This window comes from Allobosea sp. R86505, assembly GCF_042466375.1.
Taxonomy (GTDB): domain Bacteria; phylum Pseudomonadota; class Alphaproteobacteria; order Rhizobiales; family Beijerinckiaceae; genus Allobosea.
This window is the reverse complement of the sequence record NZ_JAXHPY010000001.1, coordinates 3,166,479-3,181,920: the sequence shown is the minus strand read 5'-3', so window position 1 is coordinate 3,181,920 and position 15,442 is coordinate 3,166,479. Positions and strand designations below refer to the sequence as shown.

Here is a 15,442-nt window from a genome sequence, read left to right as displayed (position 1 = left end):
GTGCGGCACAGGCCGCACGCAGCCTCGGCGGGATGGGGCGCGTCTGCGCGCAGCCAAACTTCGGCAGCGCTCTCCTGAGTTGTTGGCAACTCCCATTTGATGCACGTCAAAGTGCCTGACAGTCGATTGTGTCACGTTTTCATGACAGTCGACGGAGGCTTCCGATGCGCATCGTGCTGGTTCACCCGAATTACCGTAAGCGATGTCCCGCTGGCACCTTTGCTTGAGCGGTCTGAGCGCCGATGTTTGAGGCCCCTGAGGGCTTCGACACATGACGATTTCAGAGCTTACGCTTAAATCCAGCGACGACGAGCCGGTTCGGCGGTTCGAGGTCTTCACTGGGACCGGGCGCCGACGAGATTGGTCGGACGACGACAAGGCAAGGATCGTGGCGGAGAGCTACGAGCCGGGCGCGACGGTGAGCGCGATTGCGCGCCGCCATGCCTTGTCTCCGCAGCAGCTTTTCGGCTGGCGGCGTCTTTTGCGGCGAGCACCAGAGCCGGCATCATCGCCCATGTTCGTGCCCGCGGTGGTCGATGCAGTTCGTTGCGAACCCGAGACCGTGAGGCAGCCGACCACGCGTCGTCGTCGCACTGTCGCCAGGCCGAGCGGCGGGATCGAGATCGAGATTGACGGCGTCGTGGTGCGTGTCGGAACCGGTGCGAGCCCCAAGACGATTGCCGCGGTGATCGGCGCGCTTAAGGGCGGCGCGTGATCGGCCCGACCGGCGCGGTCCGCGTCATGATCGCGACGAAGCCGGTCGACTTCCGCAAGGGCGCGGAGGGCCTGGCCGCGCTGGTGCGCGAGAACATGGGCGCCGATCCGTTCTCGGGCGCGGTCTATGTGTTCCGGGCGCGGCGCGCCGACCGGATCAAGCTGGTCTACTTCGATGGAACGGGCGTCTGCCTGTTCTCGAAGAGGCTGGAAGACGGCAAGTTCCAGTGGCCCGCCATCGCCGACGGCGTCGTGCGACTGACAGCGGCACAGCTTCAGGCGTTGCTCGAAGGCCTCGACTGGCGACGGGTGCATGAACGGCGCGAGACACGGGTCCCCGTCGCGGCAAGTTGATCGTTCCAGACTGGCAAGCCACTGTAATCCATGATTGAATCGGCTTCGTGAACAACGCGGCCAACCCACTGACCAGCGATCCGATCGCGCTTCGGGCGATGCTGGCGGAAGAGCGCGCCGAGAACGAGCGGCTGCGTCAGATCATCAAGGAGTTGCAGCGTCATCGCTTCGGGCGCCGAGCCGAGAGCCTGCCGCTCGATCAGCTCCTGCTCGGGCTCGAGGAGGCCGAGCAGATCGAGGCCGAGGCCCTCGCGGGCGAGGAAGCAGCTGATCCCGTCAAGCATGCCGACCGGGCCAGGAAACGCCGCGCCAACCGTGGAGCACTGCCGGCGCACCTGCTGCGGGTTGAGCAGATCGTCGACGTCCAGGACAAGACCTGCCCGTGCTGCCGGGGCGAGCTGCATGCGATGGGCGAGGATGTCTCCGAGCGTCTCGACATCGTCCCCGCCCAGTTCCGCGTGATCGTGACCCGTCGGCCGAAATACGCCTGCCGGGCCTGCGAGGAGGTCGTGGTGCAGGCGCCGGCACCCGCCCGGCTCGTCGAGGGCGGCATCCCGACCGAGGCAACGGTGGCCCATGTTCTGGTCGCCAAATACGCCGACCACCTGCCGCTTTACCGCCAGGCCCAGATCTATGGCCGGCAGGGCGTGAACCTGGACCGCTCGACCCTGGCTGACTGGGTCGGCAAGGCAGCCTTCCTCCTACGGCCGGTCCATGAGCGCTTGTTCGAGCGGCTGAAGGCATCGACCAAGCTCTTCGCCGACGAGACGACGGCGCCGGTGCTCGATCCCGGCCGCGGCCGGACCAAGACCGGCCAGCTCTTTGCCTACGCCCGTGACGAACGGCCCTGGGGCGGCGCAGACCCTCCTGGCGTGGCCTATCTCTATGCGCCCGACCGCAAGGCTGACCAGCCGATCCGGCATCTTCAAGGCTTCACCGGCGTGCTCCAGGTCGACGGCTACGCCGGCTACAAGGCGCTGGCTGAGAGGAATGCCGTGAGCCTGGCCTTCTGCTGGAGCCACGTCCGACGGAAGTTCTACGATCTCGCGCAAGGTGGCCCCGCGCCAATCGCCACGGAAGCGCTCGCGCGCATCGCGACGCTCTATCAGGTCGAGGCCGACATCAAAGGCTGCTCGGCCGAGGAACGCTGCGCCGCCCGCCAGGCCCGAAGCCGCCCCATTGTCGCGGCGCTGGAGCCGTGGCTCAAGGACAAGCTCGGCCTCGTCAGCCAGAAGAGCAAGCTTGCCGAGGCCATCCGCTACGCGCTCTCGCGCTGGGCCGGTCTCTCACGCTTCCTCGACGACGGCCGCGTCGAGATCGACTCCAACGTGGTCGAGCGCGCGATCCGACCGATCGCTTTGAACCGCAAGAACGCGCTCTTTGCCGGATCCGATGGCGGCGCCGAGCACTGGGCAGTCGTCGCCTCGCTCGTGGAGACCTCCAAGCTCAACGGCGTCGATCCGCAAGCCTACCTCGCCGACGTCATCGCCCGTATCGTCGCCGGCCACCCGCAAAGCCAGCTCGACGATCTGCTGCCTTGGGCCTACGCCAAACTGCCGCTCAAGGCCGTGGCCTGAGAACAACGCTTACGAATTACCATTCCGGGGGCGCCGAGATCGCCGGGAATTGGCCGCCCGCCTGGGTCGCCTATCTGGCGGGGCCGCTGAGGGCCGCCGGTTTCGACGACATCACCTTCATCGACGCGATGACCAACGATCTGAGCGACGAGGAGTTGCGCGCCCGGCTGGCGGACCTGCGGCCCGATGTCGTCGGCACCACCGCGATCACGCCGTCGATCTACAAGGCGGAGGCGGTTCTGAAGATCGCCGCGGAGGTGGCGCCTCAGGCCATCCGCGTGCTCGGCGGCATCCACGCCACCTTCATGTACAAGCAGGTCCTGTCCGAGGCGCCCTGGGTCGACGTGATCGTCCGCGGCGAGGGCGAGGAGATCTTCCGCGAACTCATCCGCGCCATCGATGCCGGCGGCTGGCCGGCCAGCCGCAACACGATCAAGGGGCTGGCCTTTCGCGACGGCGAGCGGATCGTCGCCACCCAGGCAGCAGCGACCGTCAAGGACCTCGACGCGATCACCCCCGACTGGTCGCTGCTGGAATGGGCAAAATACATCTATGTGCCGCTCGGCGTGCGCGTCGCCATCCCGAACATGGCGCGCGGCTGCCCCTTCACCTGCTCGTTCTGCTCGCAGTGGAAGTTCTGGCGCGACTACCGGGTGCGCGACCCCATCAAGGTGGTCGACGAGATCGAGAACCTCGTCGAGCGACACGGCATCGGGTTCTTCATCCTCGCCGACGAGGAGCCGACGATCAACCGCAAGAAATTCATCCAGTTCTGCGAGGAGCTGATCCGGCGGGGGCTGCCCGACAAGGTCAAATTGGGCATCAACACCCGCGTCACCGACATCTATCGGGACCGGGAGCTGCTGTCCTTCTACCGCAAGGCGGGGCTCGTCCATGTCTCGCTCGGTACCGAGGCGGCGGCCCAGCTCAAGCTCGACCAGTTCAACAAGGAAACCAAGGTCGAGGAGAACAAGGAGGCGATCCGCCTGTTGCGCGAGGCCGACATCTTCACCGAGGCGCAGTTCATCGTCGGCCTCGACAACGAGACGGCGGAGACGCTGGAAGAGACCTTCCAGATGGCCTGGGACTGGCAGCCCGACCTGGCGAACTGGGCGATGTACACGCCCTGGCCGTTCACGCCGCTGTTCCAGGAACTGAAGGACAAGGTCGAGATCTTCGACTTCTCGAAATACAACTTCGTCACGCCGATCATGGCGCCGGAGGCGATGTCGCGCGGGGCCCTGCTCGACGGCGTGATGAAGAACTACCGGCGCTTCTATTCGCGCAAGGCGCTGTTCCACTATCCCTGGCGCGGCACCGGCTTTCGCCGCCGCTACCTGCTCGGCTGCCTGAAAGCCTTCCTGAAGGCCGGCTTCCAGCGCAAATTCTACGATCTCGGCAAGGCCGGCTACTGGGGGCCCCAGTCCAAGGACAAGGTGAACTTCAACTTCGACCGCACCCGCACCATCGCCCCGGCGCAGATGGACGATTGGGAGGCGGCGGCCGACCGCGCCTCCCAGGCGCGGGCCCGGCGCGAGTCGCGCCAGCCACTGGTCGCCTGCGGCGGCGGGACGGAGCAACTCGCGCCTGTCGCCCTGACCCGTCCGCCCGCCGCGCCGGCGGAGACGGCCGAGCGGCCATGCTGAGCCTCGGCCTCACCTTCGACACGGCCGCCGGGGCGCGGGCGGGGGCCGGGCTCCTCGGCCCCAACGCCGTCATCCAGCTGGGCGCGGCGTTGCGTGCGGCGCCGGGGCTGGCCGGGGCGGCCGAGCGCGTGTTTGCGCGCGCGGGGTGCACTCGCCTGCTCGCCTCGGCTCCGGATGAGATGATCGACGAGGCGATCCCGGCACGGCTGTTCGCGGCGCTGTGGCGCGAGCTGCCATCCGCGCAGGCGGCGGCAATCGCCCATCAGGCGGGACACCGGACCGGCGCCTATGTGCTGGCGCACCGCATCCCGGCGCCGGCGCGCTGGGCGCTGCGGCGCCTGCCGCCGTTCCTGGCCGCGCGCCTTCTCCTGCAAGCCATCCGCCGGAACGCATGGACCTTCGCGGGCTCGGGGTTCTGTTCGGTCGCGCCGGGCGATCCGGCCCTCATCACGATCAGCCGCAATCCGCTCGCGATGCCGGGCGGGGTCTGGCATGTCGGCGTGTTCGAATGCCTGTTCCGCGCATTGGTCAACGAAGGCACGCAGATTGGCCACGCGGGCGATGTCGTCGCCGGCGGCCCCGATTGCCGATTCACGATCGACTGGCGCGGATGATCCGCAGCCGATGCGGCGGTGCGGCAGGCCAGACCGGCCAGCAGCGCCGGACGAAGCCACCAGCGAGGTCGAGGGGCCGCGTGCCACGGTCCTGGGCGAGGGACACGGGGTTCGTCGCGCGGCGGGCCTATGTGCCTGTCGCTGATCGCCATCATGATGCGGTCTTGGCCGAGTTCGCCCGTGCCGAAGCCCGGCGGAACCGCTTCGTTGCAGCGGACACCCGGCTCGCTTGACACCCGCCGGACAACAATGCGCGCATGGAACTCGGTTCCGGGTTCTCGAAAGCCTCCTCGGCATGATCATCCGCCAATTGATCTATCTCGATGCGCTGGCGCGCGAGCGTCATTTCCGCAGGGCAGCGGATCAGTGCCATGTCTCGCAGCCGACCTTGTCCGCCGCCATCGCGCAGCTGGAGGAGGAACTCGGGGTTCTGATCGTCGAGCGCGGCCGGCGCTTCGAGGGGCTGACCAAGGAAGGGGAGATCGTGCTGGCCCATGCCCGCCGGATTCTCGCCGAAGCCGACCAGATGAAGCAATCCATCGCCGAGCTCAGGGAAGGCGTCAGCGGGCGCATCAGGCTCGGCGCCATCCCGACGGCGCTGCCGATGATCGCTCACATCACCGGCCCGTTCTCGGCGCGTTATCCGGCGGTCTCGCTGACCGTCCTGTCGCTGACCGCTTCGGAGATCCAGGCCCGCATCGACAATTTCGAACTCGATGCCGGGTTGACCTATCTCGACAACGAGCCTCTCGACGGGGTCGTCTCCAAGCCGGTCTATCAGGAATCCTACGTCCTGCTGACACGGGAGGATGGGCCACTGGGCGGACGCGACAGCATCACCTGGGCCGAGGCCGGAGAGCTGAAGCTCTGCCTCCTGACCTCCGACATGCAGAACCGGCGGATCATCGACGGCATCTTCCGCTCGGTTGGCCAGACGCCGCGCCCGGCGATCGAAACCAATTCGATCTTCAATCTCTGCTCCCATGCCGGCATCCAGGGCGTGTCGAGCATCGTGTCCCTGCAACTGCTGGAGTTCTTCGGCGTGCCGCTCGGGACCAAGGCGCTGCCCCTTGTCGAGCCCGAGGCCCGTCGCATGATCGGTCTGATCATCGCCGACCGTCAGCCCCTCGCGCCGCTGGCGCGCAACCTTCTGATGATGTCGCAGCCGGTGGCCGACGCCGCGCTGCCGACGCGCCCTATCCCGAGATAGTCTCGATCTATTGCGCTTTCGCAACCGGTTTGTTTTGCGCCGCACAATCAGTCTGCAAGCCTCATTCAGGGCAGGCCTGATCGTGGCGCGAGAGAGCGGATCCGTGTTCTTCCGTCTATTTGATAGCCTCAACCTATCAAGCGGTTGGCAGAATTGATTTGAAATTGGTCCAGATTGAGTTCCTTCTTGTCGAAAGCGATCGTCGGGACAACGGCGTCGGACGGAGGGACAATGGCCGGATATCGTGCCTGGAATGATGAGGGGGCCCGCCAGATCGTCGGTGGGCTCGTCCATCTCGAAGGGGCGACGCTCCCCATCCTGCATGCCCTGCAGGATGAATTCGGCTATGTCGACCCGAAAGCCGTGCCGCTAATCGCCGACGCCCTGAACCTGTCGCGCGCCGAGGTCCATGGCACCATCTCGTTCTACCACGACTTCAAGACGGCGCCGCCTTTGGGCCGTGTCATCAAGCTGTGCCGGGCGGAGGCCTGCCAGGCGCTCGGCTGCGAGACGCTGGTCGCGCAGTTGGAGCGGGACCACGGCATTCAGGTCGATGGCCACAGCGGGGTCGATGGGGTGGCGGTCGAGACCGTCTACTGCCTCGGCAATTGCGCGCTCGGACCCTCCGCCCTGGTCGATGGCGCGTTGATCGGCCGCGTCGACGCCAACCGGCTCGCAGAGCTCTGCGGCCTTGCGAGCGCATCGCCATGAATGCCCCGATCGCCCCCGTCCGCATCTTCATCCCCGTCGACGCCGCGGCACTCTCGGTCGGAGCGGAGGCCGTTGCGGAGGCGGTTTCGCGGGAGGCGGCAGCACGCGGGATCACGATCGACATCGTACGAAACGGCTCGCGCGGCATGCTCTGGCTGGAGCCGCTCGTCGAGGTCGAGACGCTGCAGGGCCGCATCGCCTATGGGCCGGTCGCGGCCAGGGACGTGCCAGGTCTGTTCGATGCCGGCCTCATTGATGGTGGCGGACATGCGCTCCGGCTCGGTCCCGTCGATGATCTCGACTGGATGAAGCGCCAGCTGCGCCTGACCTTCGCCCGCACGGGCGTCATCGATCCGCTCTCTCTGAGCGACTATCGCGCCCATGACGGGCTCGCCGGCCTTCAGGCCGCGCTGGCGCTGACGGGCGCGGAGATCGTCGAAACCGTCCGCGCATCGGGCCTGCGCGGTCGCGGCGGCGCGGGCTTCCCGACCGGGATCAAATGGAAGACCGTGCACGATGCGAGCGGCGACCAGAAGTACATCGTCTGCAATGCCGACGAGGGTGACAGCGGCACCTTCGCCGACCGCATGCTGTTCGAGGGCGACCCCTATCTGACGATCGAAGGCATGGTGATCGCCGCCATCGCCGTCGGCGCCACCCGCGGCTACATTTATCTGCGCTCGGAATACCCCCACGCCTACAAGACGATGCAGCGCGCGATCCTCAAGGCCGAGCAGGCGGGGATCCTGGGGGATTCGGTCCTCGGCACGGCCCACGCCTTTCATCTGGAGGTCCGTCTCGGCGCCGGTGCCTATATCTGCGGCGAAGAGACGTCCCTGCTGGAAAGCCTGGAGGGCAAGCGTGGCGTCGTCCGCGCCAAGCCGCCGATCCCGGCGCTGAAGGGGCTCTTCGGCAAGCCCACGATCGTCAACAACGTTCTGTCCTTCGCGGCCGTTCCGTGGATCCTCCAGCACGGTGCTCAGGCCTATGCCGATTTCGGCATGGGGCGCTCGCGCGGCACGCTGCCCGTCCAGCTCGGCGGCAATGTCAAGCGCGGCGGGCTGGTCGAGCTCGCCTTCGGCATTTCGCTGCGCGAGATCATCGAGGATCTCGGCGGCGGCACGCTGTCGGGCCGGCCGATCCGGGCGGTTCAGGTCGGCGGCCCGCTGGGCGCCTATCTGACGGCGGCTCAGCTCGACGTCGCGATGGACTACGAGGCGCTGGCCGCGATCAAGGGCATGCTCGGCCATGGCGGCATCGTGGTCTTCGACGACAGTGTCGACATGGCGCAGCAGGCCCGCTTCGCCTTCGCATTCTGCGCCAAGGAAAGCTGCGGCAAGTGCACGCCCTGCCGGATCGGCGCGACGCGCGGCGTCGAGACGATGGACAAGATCATCGCCGGCACCGAACGGCCGAAGAACCTCGCCATCCTGCGCGATCTCTCGAAGCTGATGGCGGATGCCTCGCTCTGCGCCATGGGCGGGCTTACGCCGAACCCGGTCCTGAGCGCGCTCAACAATTTCCCCGAGGATTTCGACCGGCCGGCCGGGCCCGCGAAGGGCTGGCCGCTGGCCGCCGAATGAGGACCTCGTCATGAGCCTGATCAAGGAGATCGATTTCGGCACGCCGATCCGCGTCGCCTACAAGACCGTCACCCTGTCGATCGACGGCATGAGTGTGACCGTGCCCGAGGGCACCTCGGTGATGGCGGCCGCGATGTCGCTGGGCACCAGGATTCCCAGGCTCTGCGCCACGGACTCGCTTGATCCCTTCGGTTCCTGCCGGCTCTGCCTCGTCGAGATCGAGGGTCGGCGCGGCACGCCCGCCTCCTGCACGACGCCGGCCGAGGAGGGCATGGTCGTGCGCACCCAGTCGGAGAATCTGTCCGGGCTGCGCAAGGGCGTGATGGAGCTCTACATTTCCGACCACCCGCTCGACTGCCTGACCTGCTCGGCCAATGGCGACTGCGAATTGCAGGACATGGCCGGCGCCGTCGGCCTGCGTGAGGTCCGCTATGGCTATCAGGGCGAAACCCACGTCTTCGCCAAGGGCACTGACGGCCTCGCCAACGAGAACTGGTTGGGGAAGGACGTTTCGAACCCCTATTTCACCTATGACCCGACCAAATGCATCGTCTGCAATCGCTGTGTCCGTGCCTGCGAGGAGGTGCAGGGCACCTTCGCGCTGACGATCACCGGACGCGGCTTTGACTCGCGTGTCTCAGCCGGGCCGACGGATTTCCTCGGCTCGGAATGCGTCTCCTGCGGCGCCTGTGTCCAGGCCTGCCCGACCGCGACGCTGATGGAGAACAGCGTCATCGCGATGGGCCAGCCGGAGCATTCCAAGGTCACGACCTGCGCCTATTGCGGCGTCGGCTGTTCCTTCAAGGCCGAGATGCAGGGCGACAAGGTCGTCCGCATGGTGCCTTACAAGGACGGCAAGGCGAATGAAGGCCACTCCTGCGTGAAGGGCCGCTTCGCCTGGGGCTACGCGACCCATGCCGACCGCATCACCAGGCCCATGATCCGCGCGAAGATCACCGACCCCTGGCGCGAGGTGTCATGGGAGGAGGCGATCGGGCATGCCGCTGCCGAGTTCAAGCGCATCCAGGTGGAGTATGGCCGGGAGGCGCTGGGTGCCATCACCTCGTCGCGCTGCACCAATGAGGAGGTCTTCCTCGTGCAGAAGCTGGTGCGGGCAGGCTTTGGCAACAACAATGTCGACACCTGTGCCCGCGTCTGCCATTCGCCGACGGGCTATGGCCTGAAGACGACGCTGGGCACCTCGGCCGGCACGCAGGATTTCAAATCGGTCGCCAAGGCCGACGTCATCCTCGTCATCGGCGCCAACCCGACCGACGGCCATCCGGTCTTCGCCTCGCGCATGAAGAAACGTCTGCGCCAGGGCGCGCGCCTGATCGTCGCCGACCCGCGCCGCACCGACATCGTCAAGTCGCCGCACATCAAGGCCGATTACCACCTCCAGCTTCTACCCGGCACCAATGTCGCGCTGATCAACGCGATCGCCCATGTGGTCGTGACGGAGGGGCTGATCGATCAGGATTATGTGCGCGAGCGCTGCGACCTCGCCGATTTCGAGATCTGGGCGCGCTTCATCGCGCAGGAGCACAATTCGCCCGAGGCGACCGAGGCCTTCACCGGCGTGCCGGCGGCCGATGTCCGGGCCGCCGCACGGCTCTACGCAACCGGCGGCAACGGTGCGATCTATTACGGGCTGGGCGTCACCGAGCACAGCCAGGGCTCGACCATGGTCATGGGCATGGCCAATCTCGCCATGGCGACCGGCAATATCGGGCGCGACGGTGTCGGCATCAATCCGCTGCGCGGGCAGAACAATGTCCAGGGGGCCTGCGATATGGGCTCTTTCCCGCACGAGTTCACCGGCTATCGGCATGTCTCAGATGACGCCACGCGCCAGGTCTTCGAGGGGATGTGGGGCGTGACTCTCGATGCCGAGCCGGGCCTGCGCATCCCCAACATGCTGGACGAGGCCGTCGGCGGCAGCTTCAAGGCGCTCTATGTCCAGGGCGAGGACATCGCCCAGTCCGACCCCAACACCCAGCATGTCACCGCCGGCCTGTCGGCGATGGAATGCGTCGTGGTTCAGGACCTCTTCCTGAACGAGACTGCGAAATACGCCCATGTCTTCCTGCCGGGCTCGTCCTTCCTGGAGAAGGACGGCACCTTCACCAATGCCGAGCGTCGCATCAACCGCGTCCGGCAGGTGATGGCGCCCCTTTCGGGCAAGGCCGAATGGCAGGTCACGATCGATTTCGCCCGGGCGCTGGGCTACGAGATGGCCTATTCCCACCCCTCCGAGATCATGGACGAGATCGCCCGGCTGACGCCGAGCTTCGCCGGGGTGAGCTATGACAAGCTGGACAGGCTCGGCTCGGTGCAGTGGCCCTGCAACGATCAGGCTCCGCTGGGCACGCCGCTGATGCATGTCGACCGCTTCGTGCGCGGCAAGGGCAAGTTCATGATCACCGAATTCGTGCCGACGGAAGAGAAGACCGGCGCGCGCTTCCCGTTGATCCTGACCACGGGCCGCATCCTGTCGCAGTACAATGTCGGTGCGCAGACGCGGCGCACCGCCAACTCCGCCTGGCATGACGAGGACGTGCTGGAGATCCACCCCTTTGACGCTGAGAACCGCGGCATCAAGTCGGGCGACCTGGTTGCGCTCGCCAGTCGATCGGGGGACATCTCGCTGCGGGCCGAGGTCTCGGAACGCATGCAGCCCGGTGTCGTCTATACGACCTTCCACCATGCCGAGACGGGCGCCAACGTCATCACGACGGACTACTCGGACTGGGCGACGAATTGCCCGGAATACAAGGTCACGGCCGTCGAGGTGCGGCGGACGAACTATTATTCGCAATGGCAGGAGCGCAATCGCGAGGAGGACGTCTCGCTGCGCCGGATCGCAGGGAGGCTACCCGATGCCGCGGAATAGCGCGCCCGCCCAGCCCCCGGCCAGTTGCGCGGTGGCTGCGACACCCGTCCGTTTCGCCCGAGGCGCCGGGGAGGCGGGCAGCGTCGAGGTTGCCGTCGAGGCGGCGGTCAACATTGTCTATGGCAACCAGCCCTATGCGGTGATGATGGCGACGCCGTCGGATCTCGAGGACTTCGTCACCGGCTTCAGTCTGACCGAGGGCATCATCTGCGATCCCACTGAAATCAGGGAGATCTCCGTGGTGCCGCAGGCGGGCGGCCTGGTCGCGACGGTCGATCTTGCTCCGGGGCGTTTTCGCGAGCATCTGGCGCGCCGTCGCAACCTGTCGGGGCGCACCTCCTGCGGGCTCTGCGGCGTCGAAACCCTGGCGGAGTTGCCGATGGCGGCCGGTCGCCGCGACCACCAGCCCGGCATTGCGGCCGCAGCGATCGCAACGGCGCTGTCGGCGCTCGATCGACATCAGCCGCTGCATCGCCTCACCCGCGCCGTCCATGCCGCGGCCTGGTGCGACGGGCAGGGAAGAATTCTCGCGGTCCGCGAGGATGTCGGGCGACACAATGCCCTCGACAAGCTGATCGGGGCGCGGCTGCGGGCCGGCCAAACGGCTGGAGAGGGCTTCGTGCTCGTGACCAGCCGGGCTTCTTTCGAGATGGTAGAGAAGGCCGCGATCTTCGGCGCGGGCACGCTGGTGTCCATTTCGGCCCCGACATCGCTCGCGATCGAGCGCGCCGTCGCGCTGACGCTGACGCTGGTGTCGGTCGCGCGGGACGATGGCTGCACGATCTTCGCCGGCTCCCTCGCCTCGACCCTGGAACTCGCCGCGCGATGACGCCGGCCGACACGGCGACCGGGGGCGCCACCTCGCATGAGAGCCTGCAGCGCGAAAAGCTCGCCCGCATGGCCGGACAGATCGCAGGATTTTTCGAGGCCTATCCGCGCGAGCAGGCCGTTCCCGCGATTGCCGAACACATCAACCAGTTCTGGAGCCGCAAGATGCGCAGCGATTTCCTCGCCGCGTTCCGGGCGGATTCCCCGGAACTCCACACCCTCGTGCGCGACGCGATGGCGCAGATCAAGCCGCCGGGGAGGGGATAGCGGACAAGGGTTCGTCCGGCCGCTCGCCGGCCGGAGCGGAAGGTGGCTGTCCCGTTCGAGCTGTTATGGTCTGACGTGCAGCGGTCCAGGAACAAGGTCTCGCCGCCGGCCTTTACGTCATCTTAGGTGGCCACCCGTCACGGTGCGACGATGAAGAGGGTCTCGCCGACGGAGGACGCCCAGATGTCGATCCTTGCCTGCCTCTCGGACGCCCCGGAAGCCGGGGGGCGATCCGACGGGTTCATGATCGAGCGGGTGCTTCAGTCGGTACGCCAGCATCTGGGCATGGAGGTCGCCTATGTGTCGGAGTTCGTGCGCAATGAGTCGGTCTTCAGGGTCGTCGACGCGCCCGGCCTGGAAGCGCTGATCAAGCCGGGTGACTCGCGCTCGCTCGACGATGTCTACTGCCGCCATATTCTCGCCGGCCGTTTGCCGGAGTTGATTCCCGATACCTCGGCCATCCCCCTGGCCGCTGCCATGCCGATCACGCAGGCCGTCCCCATCGGCGTCCATGTCAGCGTGCCGCTTCGGCTCTCCGACGGCTCCGTCTTCGGCATGTTCTGTTGCCTCAGTCCGCATGCCAATCATTCGCTGAACGGTCGCGACCTCCAGGTCATGCGCGCGTTTGCAGACATCACCGCCCAGCATATCGATGAGGATCGGCGCAGCAGCCGGGATCGCGATGCCCGGCACGCCCAGATCGCCCGGATCATCGACGATCGCGCCTTCGACATTCACGTCCAGCCGATCTGGGATTTCGCCAGCGATCGTGCTGTCGGCTTCGAGTGCTTGGCACGTTTCTCTCAGGAGCCCCGTCGCTCGCCGGACAAATGGTTTGCCAAAGCCGCTGAACTCGGCCTCGGGGTGCCGCTGGAACTGGCGGCGATCGAAGCGGCTCTGGATCATGCCAGTCGTTTGCCGAGCCATATCTACCTGACGATCAATGCCTCTGCCGAAGCGGTGATGGCTGCAGAATTCGGCGATGCAGTCAGCCGACTCGACCCCCATCGTCTCGTGATCGAGGTGACGGAACATGGCGCCGTGCATGATTACGAGGGACTGTTGGCCAAGCTCGATTGCTTTCGGAGCAAGGGCGTCCGCCTTGCGATCGATGATGCGGGTGCCGGCTATTCGGGACTGCAGCACATCGTTCGACTGAAGCCCGACATCATCAAGCTCGATATGTCGCTCACCCGCAATGTGGATGGCGATCCGGCCCGAAGGGCGCTCGCCAGCGCGCTCATCTTCTACGCTCGCGAAACCGGCTGCCAGATTCTGGCCGAGGGGATCGAGCGCGACGCCGAATTGCAGACCCTTAAGCTCTTGGGCGTCAGCAAGGGGCAAGGCTACTGGCTCGGTCGGCCCGTGCCGATCGACATGGCCGCCGCTGAACTGGCGTCGATGGCCGCCTAGAAGCTGAGGCCACGGCTTGGCGCATTGCGCCGGTATCCCATCATTCGCAGGCAGCCCATCAGGGGACGTGGACGACCCGGGTCCTGTGTCGATGAGGCAGAGGCCGAGTTCGGTCCCGGCTGGACGCGCGTTCGTCTCCCGCCTAAAGCCTCGTGCCGATCGCCTTGTGCCAGCCTGGCCGACGGTTGCAGGAGGCTGCATGGGCAAGGTGCTCAACCTGACGATCCTGTGTCTCTCGGTGGTCGCCTCCCTGTCCGTCTGGTTTGCCGCGACCGCTGCTGTCGCCGATCTCATCAGCCATGGGCTGATGACCAGCGCGCAGGGCGGCCTCCTCACCTCGGCTGTCCAGGCAGGGTTTGTGATCGGCACGCTCGCCAGCGCCACTCTGGGCCTCGCCGACCGGATCCAGCCGAAGCGCCTGTTTGCGGCCGGGTGCGGCCTCGCGGGCGCGGCCACGCTGCTGTTGCCCTTCGTCGAGCCGGTAGGCTGGGGCACGATCGGACTGCGGGCCGTGGCGGGCGCCGCCATGGCGGCGGTCTATCCGGTCGGGATGAAGATGGCCGCCACCTGGGCGAAGGGCGATCTCGGCGTCCTCATCGGGATCCTCGTGGGCAGCCTGTCCCTGGGCTCTGCCTCACCCCATCTCGTGAACGGGCTGATCGGCACGTTGCCGTGGACGACCGTCTATCTCGTCGCCGGAAGTCTGTCGCTGGCTGCAGGCGCCCTTATTCTGGCGTTTCGCGAAGGTGCGGCGCCGTTCGTGGCGACCCGATTCCGGATCGCGGATATCGGCGAGGCCTGGCGCTCGCCCCAACTGCGCTTCGCCAATCTCGGCTATCTCGGCCATATGTGGGAACTCTACGCCATGTGGGCCTGGATCGGGGCGTTCCTCCAACACGGTCCCGTCAATCTCCAGGGCGGCAAGGCCAGCCTCATGGTCTTCCTGATCATCGCCGCAGGGCTCCCCGGTGCCGTGCTGGCAGGGCTCGCGGCGGATCGATTCGGTCGTTGCCAGACGGCTGCGGCTGCGCTGCTCGCCAGCGGCCTGTGCGCTCTCGCCATCGGCCCGCTGGCGAGTGTCGCTCCGGCGCTCGCCGTCGCGCTCGCCCTCGTCTGGGGCTTTGCCGTCGTCGCCGATTCCGCGCAGTTCTCTGCGCTGGCCATCGAGGTCGCGCCCCGTCGATTGACGGGAACTATGCTGACGATCCAGACCTGCATCGGCTTCCTGATCACGATCGCAGCCATCCAGGCTCTGCCCTGGCTCCTCCCCTATACGGGCTGGAACCATGCCTTTGCCCTGCTCGCCATCGGACCTTTCCTCGGAGTTCTCGCGATGTGGAAACTCAAGGCCATGCAGCGAACCAGCAACATCGCCTGACCTGGTGAAGCGGCCTACCGCAGCGGGCTGACCCGCGGCGATAGGCCCGTCACGCGTGTCAGTTCCGCCCGGTGGGGCCGCGCGACACACGCGACCGCGACGTTCGACAGCCTGTCCTAGAGAAGGCGGCCGGTGCCGAGATAACGCCATTTGCGACGCTAAGTCGTGTGTGCGTGAACAGGTGATCGGGGAGAAGAAGGTGTGCGGCGGGTGTTGGCCCGGGAACCCGCTCAATCGAAAAGCCAACACAGAAG

At 66.7% G+C, this 15,442-nt stretch carries 13 protein-coding genes; all 13 read left to right on the top strand.

What is annotated here, in order from left to right; all coding sequences use genetic code 11:
• The first annotated feature begins 271 nt into the window (after positions 1–271).
• The gene (gene tnpA, locus SJY11_RS15365) at positions 272–715 is read left to right on the top strand and encodes an IS66-like element accessory protein TnpA (protein WP_376986911.1); all 444 of its coding nucleotides are present in this window, start codon (positions 272–274) and stop codon (positions 713–715) included.
• The gene (gene tnpB, locus SJY11_RS15360) at positions 712–1,068 is read left to right on the top strand and encodes an IS66 family insertion sequence element accessory protein TnpB (RefSeq protein ID WP_376986912.1); all 357 of its coding nucleotides are present in this window, start codon (positions 712–714) and stop codon (positions 1,066–1,068) included. The genes tnpA and tnpB overlap by 4 nt, the downstream gene beginning before the upstream one ends.
• Before the next feature lie 47 nt (positions 1,069–1,115).
• On the top strand, positions 1,116–2,645 hold the full coding sequence (gene tnpC / locus SJY11_RS15355; RefSeq protein ID WP_376987486.1) for an IS66 family transposase: 1,530 nt from the start codon (positions 1,116–1,118) through the stop codon (positions 2,643–2,645).
• Complete coding sequence (gene bchE / locus SJY11_RS15350) at positions 2,606–4,291, top strand: magnesium-protoporphyrin IX monomethyl ester anaerobic oxidative cyclase (RefSeq protein WP_376987484.1); 1,686 nt, start codon at positions 2,606–2,608, stop codon at positions 4,289–4,291. Before tnpC ends, bchE begins: the two co-directional genes overlap by 40 nt.
• A complete protein-coding gene (gene bchJ / locus SJY11_RS15345; protein ID WP_376987482.1) occupies positions 4,285–4,905 on the top strand; it encodes a bacteriochlorophyll 4-vinyl reductase in 621 nt (206 codons plus the stop codon). The genes bchE and bchJ overlap by 7 nt, the downstream gene beginning before the upstream one ends.
• 295 nt (positions 4,906–5,200) lie before the next feature.
• Positions 5,201–6,115, top strand: a complete 915-nt coding sequence (locus SJY11_RS15340; protein ID WP_376987480.1) for a LysR family transcriptional regulator — start codon at positions 5,201–5,203, stop codon at positions 6,113–6,115.
• A gap of 231 nt (positions 6,116–6,346) precedes the next feature.
• Positions 6,347–6,826 carry an NAD(P)H-dependent oxidoreductase subunit E gene (locus SJY11_RS15335; protein ID WP_376987478.1) on the top strand — a complete coding sequence of 160 codons (480 nt, stop codon included), beginning with the start codon at positions 6,347–6,349 and terminating at the stop codon, positions 6,824–6,826.
• Positions 6,823–8,409 (top strand): formate dehydrogenase beta subunit, encoded by a 1,587-nt coding sequence (locus SJY11_RS15330; RefSeq protein WP_376987477.1) that lies wholly within the window; start codon positions 6,823–6,825, stop codon positions 8,407–8,409. Before SJY11_RS15335 ends, SJY11_RS15330 begins: the two co-directional genes overlap by 4 nt.
• A gap of 10 nt (positions 8,410–8,419) precedes the next feature.
• Positions 8,420–11,302 (top strand): formate dehydrogenase subunit alpha, encoded by a 2,883-nt coding sequence (gene fdhF / locus SJY11_RS15325; RefSeq protein WP_376987475.1) that lies wholly within the window; start codon positions 8,420–8,422, stop codon positions 11,300–11,302.
• Positions 11,289–12,131 carry a formate dehydrogenase accessory sulfurtransferase FdhD gene (fdhD, locus tag SJY11_RS15320; protein WP_376987473.1) on the top strand — a complete coding sequence of 281 codons (843 nt, stop codon included), beginning with the start codon at positions 11,289–11,291 and terminating at the stop codon, positions 12,129–12,131. Before fdhF ends, fdhD begins: the two co-directional genes overlap by 14 nt.
• Entirely contained in the window at positions 12,128–12,397 is a 270-nt protein-coding gene (locus SJY11_RS15315; RefSeq protein ID WP_376987471.1) for a formate dehydrogenase subunit delta, read from the top strand. The genes fdhD and SJY11_RS15315 overlap by 4 nt, the downstream gene beginning before the upstream one ends.
• 183 nt (positions 12,398–12,580) lie before the next feature.
• Positions 12,581–13,810: a sensor domain-containing phosphodiesterase gene (locus SJY11_RS15310; RefSeq protein ID WP_376987469.1), complete on the top strand. Its 1,230-nt coding sequence runs from the start codon at positions 12,581–12,583 to the stop codon at positions 13,808–13,810.
• A 199-nt stretch (positions 13,811–14,009) separates the two neighbouring features.
• Positions 14,010–15,188: an MFS transporter gene (locus SJY11_RS15305; RefSeq protein ID WP_376987467.1), complete on the top strand. Its 1,179-nt coding sequence runs from the start codon at positions 14,010–14,012 to the stop codon at positions 15,186–15,188.
• Positions 15,189–15,442: the final 254 nt, after the last annotated feature.

Coding starts and splice junctions, on each gene's coding strand:
- tnpA (WP_376986911.1), top strand. CDS start 272: ATGACGATTTCAGAGCTTACGCTTAAATCCAGCGACGACGAGCCGGTT.
- bchJ (WP_376987482.1), top strand. CDS start 4,285: ATGCTGAGCCTCGGCCTCACCTTCGACACGGCCGCCGGGGCGCGGGCG.
- SJY11_RS15340 (WP_376987480.1), top strand. CDS start 5,201: ATGATCATCCGCCAATTGATCTATCTCGATGCGCTGGCGCGCGAGCGT.
- SJY11_RS15335 (WP_376987478.1), top strand. CDS start 6,347: ATGGCCGGATATCGTGCCTGGAATGATGAGGGGGCCCGCCAGATCGTC.
- SJY11_RS15330 (WP_376987477.1), top strand. CDS start 6,823: ATGAATGCCCCGATCGCCCCCGTCCGCATCTTCATCCCCGTCGACGCC.
- fdhF (WP_376987475.1), top strand. CDS start 8,420: ATGAGCCTGATCAAGGAGATCGATTTCGGCACGCCGATCCGCGTCGCC.
- fdhD (WP_376987473.1), top strand. CDS start 11,289: ATGCCGCGGAATAGCGCGCCCGCCCAGCCCCCGGCCAGTTGCGCGGTG.
- SJY11_RS15315 (WP_376987471.1), top strand. CDS start 12,128: ATGACGCCGGCCGACACGGCGACCGGGGGCGCCACCTCGCATGAGAGC.
- SJY11_RS15310 (WP_376987469.1), top strand. CDS start 12,581: ATGTCGATCCTTGCCTGCCTCTCGGACGCCCCGGAAGCCGGGGGGCGA.
- SJY11_RS15305 (WP_376987467.1), top strand. CDS start 14,010: ATGGGCAAGGTGCTCAACCTGACGATCCTGTGTCTCTCGGTGGTCGCC.